General features: G+C 59.4%; 13 protein-coding genes and 2 pseudogenes. 4 read left to right on the forward strand and 11 right to left on the reverse strand.

Annotated elements, in window-relative coordinates; genetic code table 11:
- Nucleotides 1-27: 27 nt before the first annotated feature.
- Together EXN68_RS26130 and EXN68_RS26135 are read right to left on the reverse strand one after the other, a co-directional pair.
- A complete protein-coding gene (locus EXN68_RS26130) occupies nt 28-501 on the reverse strand; it encodes a hypothetical protein (RefSeq protein ID WP_142843512.1) in 474 nt (157 codons plus the stop codon).
- A gap of 93 nt (nt 502-594) precedes the next feature.
- Nucleotides 595-2,346: a ParB/RepB/Spo0J family partition protein gene (locus EXN68_RS26135; RefSeq protein WP_142843513.1), complete on the reverse strand. Its 1,752-nt coding sequence runs from the start codon at nt 2,344-2,346 to the stop codon at nt 595-597.
- A gap of 795 nt (nt 2,347-3,141) precedes the next feature.
- Between EXN68_RS26135 and EXN68_RS26140 the strand changes: the two genes are divergently transcribed.
- Entirely contained in the window at nt 3,142-3,924 is a 783-nt protein-coding gene (locus tag EXN68_RS26140) for an NYN domain-containing protein (RefSeq protein WP_142843514.1), read from the forward strand.
- A 111-nt stretch (nt 3,925-4,035) separates the two neighbouring features.
- Here EXN68_RS26140 and EXN68_RS26145 read toward each other — a convergent pair whose 3' ends face one another.
- From EXN68_RS26145 to EXN68_RS26190, 9 genes are all read right to left on the reverse strand, one after another.
- Nucleotides 4,036-9,138 carry a DEAD/DEAH box helicase family protein gene (locus EXN68_RS26145; protein ID WP_142843515.1) on the reverse strand — a complete coding sequence of 1,701 codons (5,103 nt, stop codon included), beginning with the start codon at nt 9,136-9,138 and terminating at the stop codon, nt 4,036-4,038.
- A 106-nt stretch (nt 9,139-9,244) separates the two neighbouring features.
- Nucleotides 9,245-9,646, reverse strand: coding sequence for a DUF3085 domain-containing protein (locus EXN68_RS26150; protein ID WP_142843516.1), 402 nt, complete (start codon nt 9,644-9,646; stop codon nt 9,245-9,247).
- A gap of 452 nt (nt 9,647-10,098) precedes the next feature.
- On the reverse strand, nt 10,099-10,287 hold the full coding sequence (locus EXN68_RS26160) for a hypothetical protein (RefSeq protein ID WP_142843517.1): 189 nt from the start codon (nt 10,285-10,287) through the stop codon (nt 10,099-10,101).
- A 39-nt stretch (nt 10,288-10,326) separates the two neighbouring features.
- Nucleotides 10,327-10,953, reverse strand: coding sequence for a hypothetical protein (locus tag EXN68_RS27845; RefSeq protein ID WP_205125331.1), 627 nt, complete (start codon nt 10,951-10,953; stop codon nt 10,327-10,329).
- A complete protein-coding gene (locus tag EXN68_RS26170) occupies nt 10,950-12,005 on the reverse strand; it encodes a hypothetical protein (RefSeq protein ID WP_142843518.1) in 1,056 nt (351 codons plus the stop codon). The genes EXN68_RS27845 and EXN68_RS26170 overlap by 4 nt, the downstream gene beginning before the upstream one ends.
- A 96-nt stretch (nt 12,006-12,101) precedes the next feature.
- Nucleotides 12,102-12,683, reverse strand: a complete 582-nt coding sequence (locus EXN68_RS26175) for a DUF1419 domain-containing protein (protein ID WP_142843519.1) — start codon at nt 12,681-12,683, stop codon at nt 12,102-12,104.
- Nucleotides 12,684-12,714: 31 nt separating this feature from the next.
- The gene (locus tag EXN68_RS26180) at nt 12,715-13,404 is read right to left on the reverse strand and encodes a hypothetical protein (RefSeq protein WP_142843520.1); all 690 of its coding nucleotides are present in this window, start codon (nt 13,402-13,404) and stop codon (nt 12,715-12,717) included.
- A gap of 11 nt (nt 13,405-13,415) precedes the next feature.
- Nucleotides 13,416-14,021, reverse strand: a complete 606-nt coding sequence (locus tag EXN68_RS26185; protein WP_142843521.1) for a DUF1419 domain-containing protein — start codon at nt 14,019-14,021, stop codon at nt 13,416-13,418.
- A gap of 126 nt (nt 14,022-14,147) precedes the next feature.
- The gene (locus EXN68_RS26190) at nt 14,148-15,122 is read right to left on the reverse strand and encodes a DUF3991 and toprim domain-containing protein (protein ID WP_142843522.1); all 975 of its coding nucleotides are present in this window, start codon (nt 15,120-15,122) and stop codon (nt 14,148-14,150) included.
- A 718-nt stretch (nt 15,123-15,840) separates the two neighbouring features.
- Here EXN68_RS26190 and EXN68_RS26195 point away from each other — a divergent pair.
- The 3 genes and pseudogenes from EXN68_RS26195 (at nt 15,841) to EXN68_RS26200 (ending at nt 20,497) form a co-directional block, all read left to right on the forward strand.
- Entirely contained in the window at nt 15,841-16,146 is a 306-nt protein-coding gene (locus EXN68_RS26195; RefSeq protein WP_142843523.1) for a hypothetical protein, read from the forward strand.
- A gap of 155 nt (nt 16,147-16,301) precedes the next feature.
- Nucleotides 16,302-16,697: pseudogene (locus EXN68_RS28005) on the forward strand (IS66 family transposase); the annotation flags it as partial.
- Between the two features lie 2,794 nt (nt 16,698-19,491).
- Nucleotides 19,492-20,497 (forward strand): annotated as a pseudogene (locus EXN68_RS26200) (IS110 family RNA-guided transposase).
- The last annotated feature ends 9 nt before the right edge of the window (nt 20,498-20,506 follow it).

Consider the following 20,506-nt stretch of genomic DNA (forward strand, 5'->3'; position numbering starts at 1 on the left):
CGCCGGACGTTATCCGGCGGCGGGTGATTACGCGGCCGCTTGGTCGGCCGAAGGGCTTTCCTGTGTGCGGGTAACCTCTTCCAGCACGGCCTGGGGATGCCGATGCCTCAGGAGCCACTCCTCGGCGGCTTGCCGATCCGCCGCGAGGTGAACGAGCTCCGCACCTTCACCGGGACGATCGAAGATACGGACCGAACCGATCGCAGGTCGCTCGACGACCGCAAAACTTAAGGTACTCGCACCGACATCGAAGGTACGAAAGACTTTCAGGACCACGGTGCCGTTGCTGCCATAATCGCCTTCATGGATGGTGAAGCAAGCAGGTGCGGTGTAGGTGCCGCGGGTCTGCGAAGCCTGCTTACGGATCAGGCGCCCGGAGCTGTTACGTGTCTTCCAGGCGCCAAGCTTTTTCTTGTGGCGTTCCGGGGGACGAGGCGTGCCATCGGACCATGAGACGACGGAGCCGATGGGAACGAGATTGAAAACGAGAGAGGCGGACATGCGATATCTCCTTGAGTTGCGAAAACGGGAAGGAAAAACGCCGCCGGTGATCACCGGCGGCGGTATTGCGTTCAGGAGTGGAGAGTGCGCGGCCTATTCGGCGGCGATGCCATAGGCGGTGTCATCTTCATCAGCGGTTGATGGATCTGCACCCTCATCAAAGGCGTCGTCCGGCAAGCCGGCTTCGTCCTCCGCATCCGATGCCGGATCGAGGTGTTTCTCAGCGACGTCCTCCTCACCCTCGGAAGGCGTTTCTTCCTCTTCCACGTCGACCACTTCACCAAGCTTGATCAGGTCAGCCACGGCGTTGGGCGCCGGAGCAAACAGGGCGGACGGATGCACGAAACTGCTGTCCTTGAGGTGGTCGACGAGCGCTGCGCGCGTTTCCCGAACCCTTTGGCGCGGCGAGACATTCACGTCCTTGGCTGCCATTTCAAGCGCCTGCCGTGACAGGCAAACGAGGAAGTCTTCCGTGCCCATATTCGGCAGATAGCTGTCTGCCCCCACGGTATCGCCGGCAATGCGCGAGACGATACCGCTGTTCGACATGCCGCGGCGGCATGAGAGCACGTCAACCAGAACCGAGCGGGCGGCAACGCGCAGGGTGTCGAGGTCGAAGGACAACTTGCCTTTCTCGTCGATCAGGCGAGCTGCGTGTCGGGCGAAGCGCTTCGTGCCGGTCATGTGGTCACCTACGCCGGAATCGACGCGGACATTGACGCCTGCGAAGGCAAGGACGAGCAGTGCCATCAGCGTATCATCCTCGATCGGAGCGCGTCCGAGTGCTTCATGCAGGGCATCGGTGCGGTAGTCGCCGATAATGTCGAGGCCCTTCTGGGTGACATCAGGGCGCTGTTTTGCCGCGTCGTCCACCACAGATACTCCTTCACCGGTAGCGCCCTTGCCACCGGGCTTCTTCACCTCGGGAAGCCGGTAATGAACCGTCTGCACCTTGCCGTCCCGGTCGAGATAAAGGCCGGTCTGATCGGACTTCTGCGGCTTGCCGTAAACCCGCTCGGCCTTCTTCGGCAATTCGGGCTGTCCGTATCCATTCACCTCGACGACGGCGCCACGCTTGGGAAGATTGGCCGTCATCCATTCGTGCTGGGCGCCGAGGAACCCCTCGACATTGGTGGTGTAGCGGCTGTCCTGGTCAGCAGGGGCGAACAGATCCTCGACCCACTCGATGCCATAGGCCGTAGCGAGGTCGTCGCCGAAGCTTGCGTCCTTGGCATACATGCGCTTCTTCGTCAGTGCATTGGCGATCGACCACCAGGACGCGGTCTCACCCTTCTTCGGCTTGTTGGCCTTCCAGACCTCCTTCTGCTCGTCGAGGCTTGCAGCCGCGATGATGCGGAGCTGCTGTTCCGATGGCATGTCGCCGAGCGCCATCTGGTCGAGCATGGCGGGCAAGACATTGGCCAGTAACCTGAGCTTGCGGACCTGGCGGACCTGCAGGGTGAGCGCCAGCGCGATCGCTTCTTCGGTCCAGCCCAGTGCAACGAGGCGTTCGATACCGCGCCATTGGTCAACCGGATTGAGCGGTTCGCGGGCGGTGTTTTCGACCATGGAACGCATGGCGCCATTGTCGTTGGCGGCGTCGTCGACAAGCACCTGAATTTCCGTGAGACCAGCTGCAATCGCCTGGCGCACACGGCGATGGCCGGCATCGATAATATAGCCATTGCCGCCATTCTTCTCGGGTTCGACGACCGGCGGCTGGATGATGCCGACCGCCTTGATCGTCGCAAGCAGCAGGGCGTCGCCCTGGGGCGAGGATTTCGACTGGCGGCTCTTGTCGGGATTGTCTTTCAGAGCGCGTGGATCGAGGGTAGTGAGATGCATCGGTTTTTCCTTTACCGGATACGGAGCCGGCCCTGTGCCGGTCCTGTTCGCGTCTTCTTTTTTTCCGAAGACATCTCCCGGACCGCAGGGCGCCCGGACCGGTGCAACCGCGCGCGAACATCCCTGCTGCAAAGGCAAAGCGGGGCTTACAGCCCTGCGAAGGCCGCGCGGCCGGGATGGTGAGGGGGCGGTTGAGCGATAGCGGCAACGGGAGGACTGGCCTGCGACCGGTTCCCTTCCTCATTTTCTCTTTTTCTTATTTTCCTTCATCCGCAGTTCGGCACTTGCCGAAGTACGAAGGGCTTGCTGAGCACAAGCGGCCACCGGCAGTGTCAGGAAGGATTGAAAGCAAAAAAAATGGGCCTGCGGAAACCGCGGCCCATGAAGTGTGGAGATCCTTGACCTCCAGAGGGAAACAGCTGCTGCGACGGCACTGGGAGGAAACCGTCAAATGCATCAGCTACAGGCTTTATGCTCATTTATTGACCATAAGGAAACCAATTATTGTGCAATGCAGCCGTGCACATGCTGCGCCGCGGGCATCCACCCAGGCTTCAGTCACAGCATTATTATCATCGTGCACCTGGCAGGAGCGTGATCCGACGCGCTATCTCACCCGCTGCGGCTTCAACCAAACGGCCCGAAGTAAAGGCGAGACGCACCGGCTCATTCATCGCGTGCCATATTCTACGGGAGGCGGGATATATCGGTGACGCAGGAAAAAGGTGGTTGCCAGACAGTACGAGCTCGTTGATGCTGAGTCACCGTCAACCGTGGTAGGCAGGATACTGTTGCATGGCAGAACCCCGCTCGCCGCGGCTTGCGGTGCTGATCGACGCTGACAATGCGTCCGCGAAAATTGTCGACGGTCTGTTCGAGGAAATTGCGAAGATCGGCGAGGCAAGCGTTCGACGCATATACGGCGACTTCGCGAGTGCCCGCTCAAAGGCGTGGATCGACGTTCTCGCAAGGCACGCGATTATCCCTCAACAGCAATTTTCCTACACCACCGGCAAAAATGCTTCCGACATCACGCTTGTCATCGACGCGATGGACCTCCTGCACAGCGGGCGCTTCGACGGCTTTTGCCTTGTGTCCTCCGACAGCGACTTTACCCGCCTGGCATCGCGTATCCGTGAACAAGGCATCGACGTTTTCGGATTTGGTGAACAGAAGACGCCTGAGAGTTTCCGCCAAGCATGCCGGCGTTTCATCTACACCGAGAACCTTTTGCCTGCGGTCGCGTCGAACGGCACAGATCCTGCACATGAAACATCCTCGCTCCAGCCTCCGAGCGCCGCCACGCCAATTATCAGGAAGGTTATCGCCCAGATGGAAAGCGAAGACGGATGGGTGCCACTCGGCGCGGTCGGGAATCAACTTGCAAACCTGGCATCCGATTTCGATCCGCGAACCTATGGATTTCGGAAGCTGAGCGATCTCGTCAGGAAAACAAACAACTTCGATATCGATCACGCAGAGGGCCGCCCGCTCCGTATCCGGGTCAAGCAGAAATCATCAGGGAAAAAAGCTGACGCTGCGGCCGGCAAGGGGCAGCCACTGATCGATGAGAAATAGTCCTTCGGCCTCATGACGCCAAGGGGCATTCCTGGACCACGCCGATACCGGAGGCATCGCCAGACAAATCGTCGCCTGCGGTCAGCAGGAAATGACAGGGACTGCTACCGATCAGGCCGCATTCGCCACACTTTGGGCCTCCTCGCGCGCCGATGCAGCCAATGCATCGTCAACATCACGAAGTTGCCGGCGTTTTTCGGCAAGTTCCTCGGTGAACGCGAAGACGCCTGCGTCACGGGAGCGGTAGGAGGTGAGCCGCCGCTGCAACTCCTCCAGGCGCTGGCGATAGCGAAGGCGTTCCCCCTCGAAGTCGTCGAGCCCATGCTCCAGTCGGGAGACTGCTCCAAGCGGCGTGACTGTCACGGGTAGGTCGATCTCATATTCGGCCCCCGTCCGTTGCAGCACCGTCTGGTAGTGATAGCTGTCCTTGCCGAAGCGCTCACCGTCATAGATAAGATCGAAACCACCGATCGATGCGATATGCGCCTCGCCTTCCTGCTGAAGCTGAACGAGGGTGAGGATCTCCTTCAGGACTGCGCGGCCGGCCTCCTTCCGCTCAAGATATTCTTCACCAATGACGGTCATCGCGAAAGCCTCGCCGGCGGTCGGGACAAGGCGCTCGATATCCTTACCGATTTCTCCAATGCGCCGGGTGGAAACCTCGATGTCGCGTTCCGCCTCCCGGATCTGCCGGCGAACTGCGAAAAGATCGTCGTCATGAGCGGCACGCAGTCGCTCAAGGCGAGCGATGTCTGCCTCGAGACCGGCCTTGCGCATCAACCTCTCGTCACCACTGGCGATGGCCTTGGCCATTGCAAACTGGTTAGCCTGCCCCTCGCCAAGATCCTCGAGACGGCGGATCGAGGTGTCGCCGGACAAAGCCGCTGCAATGAACCGGGCCTTCCGCTCGTTGTTCTGCCACATGCTGGCATCGAGCGATCCTTGCGTTGCATAGGCGAAGATGTCGACGAGATCGTGCTGATTACCCTGACGAACGATGCGACCCTCGCGCTGCTCGATCTGCGATGGTAACCACGGAACGTCGAGGTGATGCAGCGCCTTGAGCCTGAGCTGGGCATTGACCCCGGTGCCCATGGTCTCGGAACTGCCGATCAGGAAGCGCACGCGACCGGCGCGCACATCCCCGAACAAGCGCTGCTTCGCCTCCGTCTTCTTGTAGTCCTGCATGAAGGCGATCTCGCTCGCCGGCACACCGAGCCGGATCAGTTCGTCCCTGATCCATCGGTAGGCCGAGAAGCCGCGGGTCTTTTCGACATTGATCGTGCCGAGATCGGAAAAGATCATCTGCGCGGCGCCGGGAAGCTCGTATGGCTTTCCGTCAGGGCGAAGATAGGTCTGTTCGGATGTCTCCTGCCAGATACGATAGGCGTTGTCGATCAGGAGGTTGAGCTTGTTTTCCTTTTCATTGTCGTTGGCCGGAATGACCAGCCGGAGATCGATCGCTGCATGCCGGCCGTCGGTGATGACGGAGAGCAGGATGTCGTCGCCGGGTTTCGCCGGCCCCTCGCGCATCTCGATTGCCTTGATGCGGTCCGCCAGAAGCTGCTGGTAGAACTTGAACGCAGGCGTCGGCGACGCGGTAAGGATCTGGCGCCTGCCGGTCGAGATCGCCGGCACCTTCACATATTCGCGCAGATCGTCCGGCATGACGACGTCCGCGAAGCTCCGGAACATCGCGATCAACTCCGGAACGTTCACGAAACTCGCAAAGCGGCTGACGGGCTGGTACTTGCCCGACGGCTGGATTTCCAGCGCTGTGACCGTATCACCAAAGGTCAGTGCCCAGGCGTCGAATTCATGCAGGCCACGCTCAGCCAGCGCCTCGTGGCCCAGCAGCCTCTGGATCGAGAACATTTCGCCCAGCGTGTTAGTAATCGGCGTGCCGGAGGCAAGAACGAGCGCGCGGCCGGCATTCTTCGTCTCGATGAATCGGGATTTGACATAGAGATCCCAAGCCCTTTGAGAGCCGTTCGGGTCGATCCCCTTGAGGCTGCTCATATTGGTCGCGAAGGAAAGCTTGCGAAACTCCTGCGCCTCGTCGACGACGATCTGGTCGACCCCGATTTCCGAGATGGTCAAAAGGTCGTCCTTGCGGGTGGAAAGCGCCTGCAGCCGCTCTTCGAGCCCCTCTTTCAAACGTTCGAGCCGCTTGCGGGAAACACGGTCTTCGCTATCGACCGAGGTCAGCAGTTCCTCGTAGAGCTGTAGTTCGTCCTGGATCATGCTCTGCTCGAATGCCGAGGGTACCGATATGAACTTGAAGGCGCTGTGGGTGATAATGATTGCATCCCAGGTCGCCGTCGCGGCGCGGCTGAGGAACCGGGCGCGCTTGTCCTTGGAGAAGTTGGTCTCGTCGGCGACGAGGATCCGCGCGTTCGGGTAGAGGGCCAGAAATTCGCGGGCCGCCTGGGCAAGGCAATGGCCGGGAACGACCAGCATGGCTTTGGCGATCAGACCGAGCCGCCGCTGTTCCATGATCGCCGCGGAGTAGGTCATGGTCTTGCCGGCGCCGACGGCATGGGCAAGATAGGTCGAACCGTCAGCGATGATGCGCCATATGCCGCGCTTCTGATGTGCATAGAGCTGGAACGCGCTGCTGGCGCCGGGGAGTTTCAGATGGCTGCCATCGAACTTGCGCGGGGCAATGTTGTTGAAACGCTCATTATAGACCTTGGCGAGGCGGTCGGTACGGTCGGCATCAGACCAGACCCACCGTTCGAACTCGCTCTTGATCTTCTGGAGCTTTTCGCGGGCGGCTTCGGTGTCGACGGGATTGAGCACCCGCCGCTCGCCGCCGGCATCCTTGTAGACGTCGAAGATCTGCGGCACCCTGCTGTTCAACCCGTCGGAGAGCAGTTCGCCTGCATGCCGACGGCTCGTGCCCCATTCCGACGTCCCGGCGGCAATCACGCCGAGCTGGCGGGCCTCCACCGTCCAGGAGCCGAGTTCCGGCATATGGTGGATCCTGATATCGACGCCCATCATCTCCTTGACGAAGGCGATGACGTCGCTGGCCGGGATCCACGGTGCGCCGAGACGCGCAGTGATGTCCGACGGGCGAAGATCAGCCGGTTGGACGGCCTCGAGCGCCCGAACGTTTCGCTCCAATGACGGATCGAGTGAAGCGGCGGCCTCCGCCACGGCAAGTTTCGTGCGGACCGCGCCGGAGAGATAGGCATCCGCCGTCCGCCATGAGCCGTCGGCCGGATCCTGGAATACGGTGTCCCCGAGTTCGGAGATAACGCTATTGCGGTCGCAATGCAGAAGCTCGGCGATGTGCTCAAGGTCGACACGGCCACGCTCGTTAAGAACGACGGCAAGTGCATCGGCCGCACTGGTGACGATCGGCGGGGCAGGCGGCGCGATGACCCGTTCCGAAAAGATCGGGCCCGGCTTGGCCGTATCGGTGTCGAGGTCGTAGTCCTCGATGGAGGCGACGAGCCATACATCCGGATCGTCAAGAAACGGCTGAAGGTTCGGTCTGCGGTGATTTTCCTTCACCTCTCCGGTTTCGGCATCTTCAATGATGGAAACCGTGGTATGGTTGATCGGGCCGAAATCCCTTACAAAGCTCGACCAAGCGATGCGCAGACGCACCTGAAGATCGCGCCACGGCCTATCGGTCTCCTGTGCTTTTAGCACTTCGCGCACGGCGTCGCGGATCGGGATCAGCTTCTTGATGATGCGAACATGCTTTTCGGAGATACCTTCACCGCTGCGGGCCTTACGGATCTTGATCTCGACAGGTTCGCCGTCGACGATTTGCATCAGGCCATGCCTGTTATCGGTGAAATAGCTGCCCTCGCGCACCTTGGCGTTATCAGGGCGAAGGTCGACGATTTCGGCCAGGTCGTCATCAAGATCGAGGTCGATTTCCGTCGGCTCGCCGTCGTAGAGATCTTCGGGAAGACGGTCGATCGCGGCATTCAGCAACGTTTCCAGATCTTCGCCGACACGGGGGCGGCACGTATAGGTCTCGCCGAACGGGCCAGACGTTAGCGCGTGCTCGCCGAGCACAAAACCGGGGTGGCGGGCGAACCAGCGGTTCACGCGGATCGCACCTTCGTCATCGGTGGCTGGGCGGACCTCGTCGGCGTCAAGCCACAGGTGGTCGCCTTCGGGTTCCCCCGCCTTGCGCTTGCGGAAGAAAAGGATATCGACAACGGTGTCCGTGCCGGCATCCTTGCGGAAACTGCCTTCAGGCAGACGGATAGCGGCGACGAGATCGGCAGACTTGGCGATGTGCTCGCGTGCCGTCGTGTCGGCCTTGTCCATCGTGCCGGCACTGGTCACGAAGGCGGCGAGTGCGCCCGGCTTCAGCTGATCGACCGAGCGTGCGATGAAGTAATCATGGAGACGCAAGGCCAGTGACCGGTAGTTCCGGTCCGAACGGACAGTTCGATCGGAGAAGGGTGGGTTGCCGATGGCGAGATCATAGACCACGCCAAGGTCGGTACGCGCGAAGTCGCCATTGACGATCCGCGCCCTCGGCTGGAGCAGCCTTGCGATTCGCGCGGTGACAGGATCGAGCTCGATGCCGGTCACGTAGCTGTTGCCGTGATACACCTCGGGCATCAACGCCGGGAAAAGGCCAGTCCCGATACCCGGTTCGAGAACGCGTCCACCCCTCCATCCGAGACGCTGGAGCCCCTTCCAGATCGCCCGCACGATAAACTCCGGCGTGAAGTGCGCATACTGGGTGCAACGCAAAAGGCTGGCGTAGTCCGGTTCGTTGACTGCGGTTTCCAGCGCACTGCCGAGATCGTCCCAGCCATCGCGGAATTCGACCTCGCCCGGCCGCCGGAACATGCCATTGGCGAGATCGGACGCGCCAAAGCCGGTAAAACGGATAAGCCGCGCCTGTTCGTCACGGGTTGCGGGACGCTCCGCCCGCTCGATCTCCCCGGCGAGCAGGATGGCGGCGACGTTCATCTTCGCGCGTTCCTTCCAGCCGACCGTAAGACCACGGTCGTCTTCGCCAAGATAAAAGTTGAGGCGCTCGCCCCGCTTGCGCACCGGCTTGCGACTCGTGGGAACGAGAGAAGTCGGGGTGGGAGCCGATTGCGTCGGATCGGGCTCGACGTCGTTGGCCGCAGCGGGATCGAACCCGCCGAATGCGGTGACGCCGAAGCCGAGGCCGGAAGAAAGCGCACTGCTGCCGAACATATCGAGGGTAAAGGGATCGTTGGACATCTGGTGATTGCTCCTGAAAAAAAGACAAGCGCCATTGGCCAACGGGAAAGCCGGCATGACGCTCGCAAGGATGAAGTGATTGATGGTTGCTGCGACTGGCTGTGCGTCAGCCGCGCTCGATGATGGCGATCTCCATCGCGTCATCAGTGAAGGTGAAGCTGAGATGCGTGCCCCGTGGGCTGGCAGCGATCATTGCCTCGAGGCTTTCGGCATCGATGAAATCGACACCGTCGTCGCCGCCGAAGGTTCGGCGTTTGACCTCGAACCAGTCGTCATTCTTGTCGGGGTGGCATTCTTCTGCGTAGACCACCATCGGCCTGCCGTTTCCGGGCAATTTGCCATTGGACATCAGGTACACGCCGTTGTCCCCGACAAGCCAAAGTCCGGGCCTCTCACCCTTGCCGGGTTCAAGACCGTAATAGGGATCGCGAAAACCACCGTTTGTCCCGGCGTCGGCACGACCACGGGCGATGACGTCAAGGACGGATTGGACAGGAAAGGTCAGCATGGTCGATCCTCCCTCAAACGGCTATCGGGAGGGTCAGTGCTTCGTCCCGGAACATCACGGTCTTCGCAGCGGCTGCGGGTGACGGTGGCGTGGGATCCGGGTCGTCATCGTTGGCGGCTGCCGGAATAACCCGGGCCTCCGATGAGCCGGGCCCTCGATTGAGCGATCGGATCGATGACGGTGTGAACGACTTGGCAGGCATGGCTGTCTCCATTCAGTTGAGCGAATGGCATCGCCCGGGGAATTGCTTCCTCGGGGCGACAATCGCTGTGTTCAGGGTGATGGATCGGAGTGTCTCTGGCGCTGATCGCGTCTTTTCAGATCTTCCAATCCAGATTTCCTCCGCCGCATTGGCGATGGCCGGTCAAGGGCGCTTCAGCGGCAGAGCCCGCCCTTGACGGGCCGGAGCCAGATGCGGGACAGGGTTCTGTTTCTTTCTTTTTTCTTGCCTCTCAGAGGGTCAGAAACCAGAAGCGGCGATCGGCTTCCTGCCGAAAGCGTTCGGCCCGGGCATCCCATTCGAGTATCAGCTGCGCCTTGCAGCGCAGGATCAGACGCGTGACGCGAGCTGATTGCGGCACATCATCGCCGAACAACGCCGGATGCGCTCTGAGGCGGCGTAGGAGACGGTCATGATCCATCAGACCTGCTCCAGACGTCATCGGGTTCGTCGTCCAAGCTCACCTCGAAAGGACCAGGCCAATCCCGGATCCATTGCGGCGCGTCGCCTTCGTAACGCAGATCATCCTGTCCTCCGCCTTGGCATGCCAGTCCACCTCCGTCGGAAAGCGTTGGAGAAGCAATGACAACGGTATGGTCCAATCCGTCGGTCCGGACGGGTCGACCTCGATCGCATGGCCGTTCCACCACGCCTTGGGCCAGAAAGTGAGTGTTACCGACCGATCTTCCGATGCAACGGCAGGGGCATGCCGATATCGCTGATCCGGTTCCTGCGGTTCGTGATCCGAACCGTAGTTCCGGCTTCTTTCATATTCTGGGTCGTCCGCCTCATCGACAAGATAGCCGACCACTTCCTCGGCAAAGTCGGCCTCGATCACACCGTTGCCAGAGGAGACAAGACGGACGGCAAATCCGTTGCCGAACAGAAGGGTGTCGGCGGAAGCCATGGCAGACTGGTGATCTTCGGCCTCGACTTCGACCTTGACCCTGACCACTGTGTAGACATGAACGAAATGTTTTCTGGCCACGGGATCGCCATCGCTATTGTCGCGTGCGCTGTCCTTGCTCGTTCCGGCACCAGCTGGTGGCTCACACGACAGACCGGTGGCTTCTGTGGTCTCGCTCATCGGCTTGCCCCCTGTTCTACTTCAAGCTTTTTCACCACGCGCGCCGCCGCATCCTCGAGCGTCGTTGCGAAATAGGGGCCGTTCTCTGTCCATTCCAGCACCTCAAGCACGGCAGGGATGAAGCCGTAGTCGAATGGCGCGAACCGATCGATCAATTCCCTTCCGAGATGATCATGGATCAGGAGGGCGCAATTGGCGGCCGGCCGTGCCCAACGGCGCAAGGTGATCGAACCGAATTGTGTCCAGAGCTGCATCAACGCGTGAATGTTCCGCACCAGCGGTTTGTCGTGCTCAAACAGGACACGGTAGTCCTGCATCGCCTCCCAGCAGCACAGGGCTGCGTCCAGATGCTGACTGTAACCGGCGGGGTCAGTCGGGATCGGCGTCGCGAAGGATTCGATGAACCTGCGGATGGAGGCGAGCGAGTTGCGGCCGCGCCAATCCAGCATGAACGTTTCGCGCGGGAACCGCCCGGTCATCTGACGATCGAGGGCAGAGCGCATGCGTTGAAGCGCCGGGTCCGCGCCGGTCAGATCGGGGCGGGTTTCGGCTGGTGGTTGTGTCTCGGACCCGGCACGAAGCTCCTCGAACAGATCGTCGCTCGACCGGCCGACACACTCTGTGGCCGTTATCAGCATGACATTGGCACCGAAGCTGTCAGGAGCCTGCGAGGGATGGCGATACCATTCGAGAACCCGAACCTCCTGGAGGGTCGTGGACCGGGCAACGATATCCTGCAGAACGAACTCCCATGATGTCTCTGCCAGATCGATTTCGATCCTGTGGGATTCATCGATCTGGTGACGCCAGCGACGGGCGACAATGCGATTGAGATCGCTGTTCGGCACGTCGCGCGATGCCTGATAGGCAGAGGACAGATCCGCAGCCGGAACGTGGATGGCACTGCTGACGGGTCGGTCGCTATGAAGCAACAGAGCACCGTCGATTTCGCCTGCGTCGAACACGGTCGACAGGAACAGACGCTCCAGCGGGGTTATATCCTGCAGCGGGATCGCAGGGTTGATGACAATGGTCGTTTCACGCTCATCCATGGGTTTCTCCTTTATGGAAATGGCAAGGCCCGGGCGATGAGCACCGGGCCTGTTGTCGGGGTTGACGTTTTGGGAAAGATGCGGTGACCGCCGCGCTCAACTGTCGCCGATGAGACGGGCGATTTCGTCGCCAGACAGATGAGCAAGCAGTTTCAGCACCGGCCGGTATCCGGCCTTTTGAATGAGGATCGTTCTGAAGCCCTCGTTGCCAGGCGGCCAGATTTCGTCGGCGTAGCCGCGGGCTTCCGTCTTGTTCCATATCAGCTCAAGCCATTCCTGGCGCATATCGGCGCCTTGATCGGAACTCTCACGTGCGACGATTGCTGCACGCAGGGTCGCGGCGGTTATCGCCGGGTCTGTGAGACTGACGAAACCATGGAACCATCGCTCCCGCTCATTCGTCAGCAGGCTGAACAGGACGGAGCGGATCTGCTCCGGTCGTCGGACTGTAAGAGAGGCCGTGCCGCCCGGCCGGATCGTTGTGATAACGCCACCGGCGATCGCTCGCGCTGCGTTCTCATCAAGCTCAAACCATTCACCGGCATGAAGGATACCGGTGAAGCGGCGCAAGGACATTGGAGCGCTGTCGTGTCTGGACAACAGTGCAGGCACTTCGGAAATCGAAACCGGGCCGGGGTGGATCCGCCGGAACGGCGAGAGGAGAGATGTCGTGGGCATCACGATCGATCCTTCTGCGATTGCGTTGAAATCACTCGGCTTCCGCAGACGCGAGGCCGTCGAGGTAAACGGCCAGACCTACGGTCTGGCGGTTATGATCGAGCCACCGTGAGATAAGCAGCAGAAGCGTGAAGCTGTCCCATCCTGCATTGGAGGCAATACTCTCAAGACGGCCGCGCGTTTCGTGACCGCCACTCTCGGTCGTTGGCTGCACCGGCTGTTCGTTCCACATCCGCTCCAGCATGTCGGTCGTCGATGAATACTGGATTGCGGCCTTGGTGATCCGCATGACGCTGCCGCCAAAACCGTCGGCGCGCATCTTGCTGCAGGTAAAGGCTGCCCAGACGACGATTTGTTCGATCGCATCGGATCGGCGTAGGATGTCCTGCAGGACTTTGGGCCAGCCGCCGACCTGTGTCGTCAGGTCGATCTCGATGTTCGACCCGCGCTCAATCTCATCGGTAGCATCGAACTGCTCTAGCAGGCCTGTGATATGGTCGGTGAAGCGGCTTTCAACGTTACGGGACGCCTCCAATGCCGTTCTCAATTCATCCGCCATCGGCGAGATCAGTTCACTGGGACTGTTCCAGGTGCTGAAGAAGACGCCGTCACTCCACTCTTCCTCATCGAAGACGTGGGAAAGAAGCAAGCGTTCGAGAGGGGTCATGCCGTTTGCCGGAAGTTCCGGTGTCACGACGGTTTCGGTGCGATAGTCTGCCATAGTCGCCTCCCTCAAGCCGCGATCGAAGAGGGAAGATGGCGCAGGTGCACCGGCAGCTTTGCGGCGATTTCCTCGTCGGTCAGGTCTTCCAGCAGTTTGAGCGTGCTGCCTGCTTTCCCGCCGTAAAACATCACGGCCGGCTTGCCACGCGAAGCATATGGCCAGCGGTCGCCGGCATAGCCGCGATAGTCGTCGGCCGTGCTGCTCCAAATATGGTCCAGACGCTCGTCGCGGGTCATCGCGCGAACAGGCCTGGTTTCGCGCTCGATGATGGCAAGACGCATGCGCTCGACCGAGCCGGTATCGGAAAGATCGCAATAGCCGTGGAAGTGACGGATCGCGCTGTCGATGCGCAATGCGAAAAACACGCTCGTGACAGAGCCTGTCAGGAACTCGCGCATGGCGAACATGGAACCGCGGATCCACAGCGGCGGCAGGATTTCGAACATGTAGTCGTGCTCTGCTTCGCCGATTTCGAACCACTCTCCGGCATAGAGCGGGGTGGGATCGCCTTCGAAGCGGTTCGGACGCTGTGCGTGCCGATCGAACATGCGATACATCTGGCGGCGGTCAGAGATACCCTGGTAGACCTTGCGAATTGAGGGTGAGGCATTCATCTTTGGCTCCTTCGGAGTTTTCTGGACCGAAGCGCTCCGTGATCCTCGCGATCTCTTCGTCTTCCTCAGTCCTTCATCACCCCTTCCGAGCCGCCGGCATCGTGTCCGGCCGGGTCAAGGGCCGGCTCAGGCCGGGCGAAGCTTACCTTGACGCGGCTGGCGCGAATGCGGCACGCCACCCCTCCCCTGCCCTCTGTCCTTCTTCTCCCTCTCTCTTTCCTGTAGAGCCTCATTCCAGTCATCCGCCGGGGGGCGCAATCGTTGCCAAACGCAGCCCGCCTCTTCGGCGAGGGTACGAAGGCGGTCGGCGAATGTGTCACCTTGTACGTTGTTGTCGGTCGCGCCGACCAGGTGAACGCCTGGAGAATTGGCAAGTGCGCGAAGTGCTGCATCGGTAGATGGAGACCAGCCCCCACCTGTGCTCAGATAGAGGGTACCATCACGAAGACCCTCGAAGGCAGCAAGGCTCATGGCATCGATAGCCGCTTCCGTGACACAGAGCCGGGAAGCCGCAGACCGGCCAAGGCGAAAGAGGACCTTTGTTCCCCCGGTCGAAAAACCCCTCCATTTCGGACCTCGTTCCTCCCAACCAGTCACGATGCCAAGATGGTTCGTGTGGGCGGCCCACATGCTCCCATAAGGTCCTTCACGAAGATGGTTCTCGGACAGGGCAGCATGGAGCGTGTGGGATGGTAGGAGCCTTATCGTCGAGAGATAGTGCCAGGTTTGCGAACCAGGCCATGGACGGCGTTGGCGGTTCCATCGTTCGGCAATTGCGATGTTTGGCCCTCGGACACGACCAGGCGTCTGCCTGGCGGTTACTTGCGGGGCATAGCCGATTAAACCGGCAACGCGATCGCACGCTGCCGCGAAACCTCCTCCATACAAATGGGCGACGAGCGAAAATACGTCACCCTTGGCTTCAGAAAGCGGGTCGAACCATCCGTGACCCTCATGGATCATAATGATGATTTCACTGTCACGGCGATATTTGACCGCCCGCTGCGTGCTCTCCTTTAGATCGATTGCGAAGCCCGCTTTTTCCAACACCGCCGAGCATGGTACACGGCTGCGCAGCTGCTCGATTTCCTTCTTTTCCATTGTTTTTTCGGCCTTCTTAGCCGCCCCTTTTCTACTCGGTTTGCTTTCCCGCACATTTCGCGGGCCCCATCCGACAGCCGCGAAGAGCATGCGGAGGCAAGGGCGCGGCGGGGGGTGCCTGAAGTCGGGAGCTACAAGCGCCGCCTGCCCCGCCGCGGCGAAGCTTCCCTTGCCGCCGCCGGCTCGCAAGCGGAACCCGAAGGGCTGGCGGCTTCCGGCAGCATCGGGATAAATTAGATCAAGCTGCTGTTCGCGAGCGCCATATCATGGACGAGCGGGAGCCTCGATCGGAACCACCGAAAACGTTACTATGACGGAACCTCTCCAGCCCTTCGGCGGGCAGCAACATTAAATGCCTCGTGCCGCCGGCTCCCACGCCTTTTTGCTGGTATGCCCGCATTCGCAATGCTGAGGTGACTCCGGGATCGAGGATAAGCGAAGAAATTTCAGGACAAATTCAACAGGATCCCATATCCTGCAGAGCGAAGCGGTACGCGCCGCTTTGGGGCGTCGAAACCCCTCATACCCGGTTGGTGCCACCCGTAAGGCACCAGACTCCTTGACCTTTGCGGTCGGGGGACCTGTGGCGTATGCAATAGGTTCTCCGGGACTAAAGGCCATGGGGCCGTGGTATGCGGTTTCGAATCCCCCGATCACCAGGGGTCAATGAGCGTTGGACGGCGGGGGCGCACCGCCGAGATTGCTTCAGGAGAAACCGTTGGCACAGGACATTGTATTCACCTTTTACACCTATTCGAATGCCGGTGTTCACGCTGATGAGCGTTGGAAGCCGACTGGCATTCCTGATGTTTTCTTTGACAGCCATGAAAAAGCGCAACGCGCTGTGAAAGAGATGCGCGCCGATATATTAGCCGATCCTGAGATGGAGTGGCCGGTTATGAACATAGAAAAGGTCATAACAGTTCCAATCAGCCCAGCTAGTATTCTGACGCTATTGAACCACGGCTTGGGGTCATTTGTTCAACAATATGAGGTAGTTGAGAGCATTGGGCCGTCACGATGAGGTGGGGGACTTTGGCCAAACGCGATCAACTGGTTTTGCCCGTAGCTGTAGACGGAATAGAATTCGCAGGGTTGGTGATTAGCGAGGGATTGACGGAACAATCGGACTCGGACCGCAGTTGCGCGGAGATATTCAGTCGTCCAGTGACAGCACGTCTCGCCTTCACATATGGACCGGCACGATCTGGCTAATATGCCGAACCGATTTTGCTGGGCTTTAGTGGCATCCTGCAAGTGGCTGATTCAGCGGTTACAATCGGTTGGTCTCGCCAGATCGTGTTGGTCCGAATATACAATTGGCTTACTTCTGGGCTGACGCGTGTCGTAAGCTCTTCGAGATCACGCGTCGCGGTTCGTCCCCGAATGCAGCAAACGGTGTAAAAAAGGGATTGGAGAACTCTATAAGATCAAGGCTGAATTTCGTTGCCTCAATCCAGAAGCACGGCTCTTTGTTAGTCAGGCGCGATCGAAGCCGCTGATCATCGACATGTAAACATGGCTTCGCATCAACGCGCACGCGTGTGCGCAAAAGCGCCATTGGGCGAAGCGCTCAAACTTCCTACATCAATGCAACCTCGCTATGGCTATCGAGATTGTGGTCAAATTTGTTCACCGAGAGCAGGATGGTTGGCCGCAGGTATTGTGTTACGCGCCTCAGTCTCTGTCGCAGGTAGACGAAGGTACGATTTTGCCGAGCTGAGAGGAATTGGGCCGGCTGCCACGAGCCGGTCCCCGTCACGGAGTTTAACGATCCTTCGCAAGAGAGGATCCGCGCTCTCTCAAGTCATGCCCATAAGTGAAGCCGGAACCTGAATACAGTCCGCAGGCATCCCGACTGTCACCGTTCCCTTGACGGTCAATTTCATATCGGTCAGACGGGGGCAGCGTTAGTCGATTGTTCCCGCCTCCCCTCCCCTGTTTTTTCAAGTCACCGCGGCAGCCGTTTAGTTATCCAGATTGGTGTTTTCGGTGGGATGGAGGTTAATGGTCCCCGCAGGCTCGGTGAAAATACCGACCACACCAGGCAGCTGTAGAAACCGGATGCCGATATCTCAAGCCGCAGCACCCCTCACTATGACGCTCAAGAAAGGTTGCTCATCCAAAGGCGATTTCTTTCATATGGTGTGGCACGACCGACGTGGTGGAGCGTCAACGCACAGTCTGTTCGTTATTTGTTCTAGTCCGGCGAGCAAGAAAAAGACATCGGCTCTCGGAAGAGAGCAAATTGGACATCGGTCGCCTGACGGTTTTCGAACCGCCGCCCTCCGGCGCGATAGCCGGTAGCATGAACGATATTTCAATCCCAACCTACGGCGCAAATCGGCATTTTCTGCGCGAAGCTTTTCGGCGAGGAGCTTTCGTAGCCGACGGTTCTCCTCATCCAGTTGGATGAACTCGCCATACTCGGCGACTTGGAGTGTTGCGAACCGCGGAGCGGCGGCTAACGCCTTTTTCCATAGATAGTAAGTCTGGTCACCCTGCGTTTTCCACCGCTGACCTGAGAGTACTTCCACCAGCAACCTGCTCATCGATGTCACGAACAAGCTCTCGTTTTTCCAGCCCCGTAAGACCACGGTTGCTAAATCTTACCAATTTCTCCCCATGATCACCTCTTGACCTGGAAAGTGGCTTCGGTGCGCGATCGTCGACCTCAATCGCTGAAGCGCCGATAGGGTTCTGGACATCTTCACCAGACATTGATCATCCTCTATTGCCATTCGATCTTTTCTGCGAGCTCTGACCGCTAGTCACCTCACCCGATAGACTCCACAATCGTTAAGCGGGGAAGGACAGGGCAAGACAGTTTTGCGGGCACAAATTTGATTTGGCATACGCTAGGCTCAATCGCAACGTTGAGCTCTTTGATCGAGACGTAGGAACGAACTTCCCTTGAGGCTAGGCGCCTTGCTCAAGAGGCTCGTCGCAGTGTCCAGAATTATGAGGGCCGGCAAGTAGGACTAAAGCGTACGGGGAAGGGTCAGCAAGGACATCGATTCGAAGATAAAAGCTACAATAAACTGAGCGTTTTGGAAAATCGTTTGTTTTCAGAGAATTAGTGCATGTGGGAGCTCCCACAGCGGATTGCGCACTCAGCCACAATCAAAACTTCGCTCTGATCAGCAGTCCCTTCTCCGTTTAATCAGTTTGAGGTCCACGGCGTCAATCGACTCTGCTCGTACCGCACCAGCCATGCGCCTTGTCACGTTTCGTTTGGCCGTCTTTTTATGCCCCACCTTCTTGTGTGTGGTTTACAAGGCTAAAGCTGCCCAGCGCCGGAAACTTGTTGCAAAAGCTGGTGCAACATACGGCTCCGCAACAACGGCTACGATGAAAATTCACAACAATGTTCGTCTCCGCCCATCCAAGACGAGATGCCACTATCGATTGTTCGACGCCCTTTACGAGGATCTCGAGCGGCACGGATCTAGAATAGTGTCCACGTAGATGATGTCGCGTCTGGTCTAGCGATCGAGGACTGCAGAGCGTGCAGACCAATCCGGCGCGATTGAAGGTCATTAGCGTCCGCTGAACTTAGCAAACACTACGAACAGCACATCCCGAAGACGGGAATCCACGTCGAGACCTAAAATCTCGCCCGGTTCGACGCAATCGTACGCAGCATCACCGGCGATCCCTAAAGGGCAAGTGGCAGTGTGTCGCATGGGAGTTTCTGTACAACGCGATTGTCCACCCTCACGCATCGAGTTCAGAGGCATTATCGCCGGTCGCTGAGAAAGCGCCCTCGCTCTCCTTACGTCTCCACCGACAAATATACCGGCGATGGAGTTGCTGTCGCGGGGGGCCATGGCCAAGAACGCCCCATGTTACCGATCGATGGCCGTTTCCCAAGCGCCTCAAGACTAGCCTCAAGCTTGTCCATTGAAGCTCCGAAAACCGTGGCTAGGTAGAGCGGTTCGTCCAAAGCGCACGCTCTCGCATAAACCACTCTGCGGTTCCGCGGCAAAGTTGCCCTTCTACGAGGGTTGTTGTCTCGGATGCTCCGCTCCTATCTCCTCGTACAAGAGCGTGTTTGCAGCACACAAATTCCACTTCGGGGAAAATCCTCCGTTCCACCGATCCAGGCGCCCTGCCCTGCTCCGAGCCAGAGATAAAAAGCCGTCCAGTCGAATTGTACCGAAAATGTTGCAGCATTGACCGCCGACCTAGCAGTCGGACGAGTATCCCTCAGCGCCTATCAAGCCGTCGTTGCCGACGCCTTTAGTCGCGGAATTATCTTTTGGGGATCATATGAGGGAAACCGTTGGCGCCCCCGTTTAGGGATGGCCCGCCCCTCCCGCCAACACCTGTGTAGGATGTCGGTGTTCAAGAAGGGAAGAAACGGACCATGAGCATAATGGCCCTCGGTATCGATCTGGGCAAGAACAGCTGCAGTGTCGTTCACCTCGACAAGGCTGGAGCGGTAGTTGTGCGAAGGCGGATGCGGCGTAATGGTGTTATCGCGTTTGCTTCGAAACTCGAGCCCTGCACGATGGCTATGGAAGCTTGCTGCGGCGCTCATCATATGGGCCGATTGCTGTCGGCGCAGCCCCATCAGGTCCGTCTGATGTCGCCGGAACATGTGCGACCTTAAGTCAAGCTCAGAAGAATGATGACGGCGATGCCGAGGCAATCGCCGAAGCTGCGACGCGGCCCAGCATCGCTTCGTCGAACTCAAAAGCGAGGAGCAACTCGACGTTCAGACGCTACACCGAGTGCGCGGCCGCCTGGTTGGCGAACGCACCTCTTTGACCAATTAGATTCGGAGCCTTTGTAACGTGGGTACATCGTAGCGCTGGGCCGTGCCCGTCTGCGCCATTTACTCGGTGACTTTCTGGATTCCGGCGGGAGTGAATTGAGCCTGCGCATGGCGTTCCTTCTGGGAGACATGCGCGCACGCTGGACGAACTGGACCGCCGCATCGCTTCCTTTGACGCTGAGTTTGCGGATATGGCCCAAACCGACGAGCGGTCTCGGCGCCTGACAGGCATTCCCGGCATGGGAGCGCTGAACGCGACTGCGCTGGTCGCTGCGGTCGGTAACGCGGCGACGTTCGAGAAGGGGGGCGACCTCGCCGCATGGCTGGGGCTTGTGCCGCGCCAAGCCACTACTGGCGGTAAGGCGAAACTGATGGAAAGCAGATATCTGCGCAAGATGCTGATCGAAGAGGCACGATCCGCCATGCCCTCGTTGGCAAAAAGCAACACGGCAATCGGGTTGTGGCTGCGAGGCTTCTTGCCCGCAGCCATTCCAATGTCGCGGTCGTCGCACTGGCGGCGAAGATGGCACGAACCGTCTGGGCGTTGCTGCTCCACGGGCGAAGCTATAGGCCCACGCCAGCAATGGCGGCCTGAGACACATAG

It is taken from the genome of Martinezella rhizogenes (genome assembly GCF_007002745.1).
In the GTDB taxonomy this organism is placed as follows: domain Bacteria; phylum Pseudomonadota; class Alphaproteobacteria; order Rhizobiales; family Rhizobiaceae; genus Agrobacterium; species Agrobacterium cucumeris.

What these genes read in the sequence shown, in the direction of transcription:
- EXN68_RS26180 (WP_142843520.1), bottom strand. Translation starts at nt 13,404, where the DNA reads ATGGCAGACTATCGCACCGAAACCGTCGTGACACCGGAACTTCCGGCA.
- EXN68_RS26160 (WP_142843517.1), bottom strand. Translation starts at nt 10,287, where the DNA reads ATGGATCATGACCGTCTCCTACGCCGCCTCAGAGCGCATCCGGCGTTG.
- EXN68_RS27845 (WP_205125331.1), bottom strand. Translation starts at nt 10,953, where the DNA reads ATGAGCGAGACCACAGAAGCCACCGGTCTGTCGTGTGAGCCACCAGCT.
- EXN68_RS26145 (WP_142843515.1), bottom strand. Translation starts at nt 9,138, where the DNA reads ATGTCCAACGATCCCTTTACCCTCGATATGTTCGGCAGCAGTGCGCTT.
- EXN68_RS26130 (WP_142843512.1), bottom strand. Translation starts at nt 501, where the DNA reads ATGTCCGCCTCTCTCGTTTTCAATCTCGTTCCCATCGGCTCCGTCGTC.
- EXN68_RS26175 (WP_142843519.1), bottom strand. Translation starts at nt 12,683, where the DNA reads ATGCCCACGACATCTCTCCTCTCGCCGTTCCGGCGGATCCACCCCGGC.
- EXN68_RS26170 (WP_142843518.1), bottom strand. Translation starts at nt 12,005, where the DNA reads ATGGATGAGCGTGAAACGACCATTGTCATCAACCCTGCGATCCCGCTG.
- EXN68_RS26135 (WP_142843513.1), bottom strand. Translation starts at nt 2,346, where the DNA reads ATGCATCTCACTACCCTCGATCCACGCGCTCTGAAAGACAATCCCGAC.
- EXN68_RS26150 (WP_142843516.1), bottom strand. Translation starts at nt 9,646, where the DNA reads ATGCTGACCTTTCCTGTCCAATCCGTCCTTGACGTCATCGCCCGTGGT.
- EXN68_RS26190 (WP_142843522.1), bottom strand. Translation starts at nt 15,122, where the DNA reads ATGGAAAAGAAGGAAATCGAGCAGCTGCGCAGCCGTGTACCATGCTCG.
- EXN68_RS26140 (WP_142843514.1), top strand. Translation starts at nt 3,142, where the DNA reads ATGGCAGAACCCCGCTCGCCGCGGCTTGCGGTGCTGATCGACGCTGAC.
- EXN68_RS26185 (WP_142843521.1), bottom strand. Translation starts at nt 14,021, where the DNA reads ATGAATGCCTCACCCTCAATTCGCAAGGTCTACCAGGGTATCTCTGAC.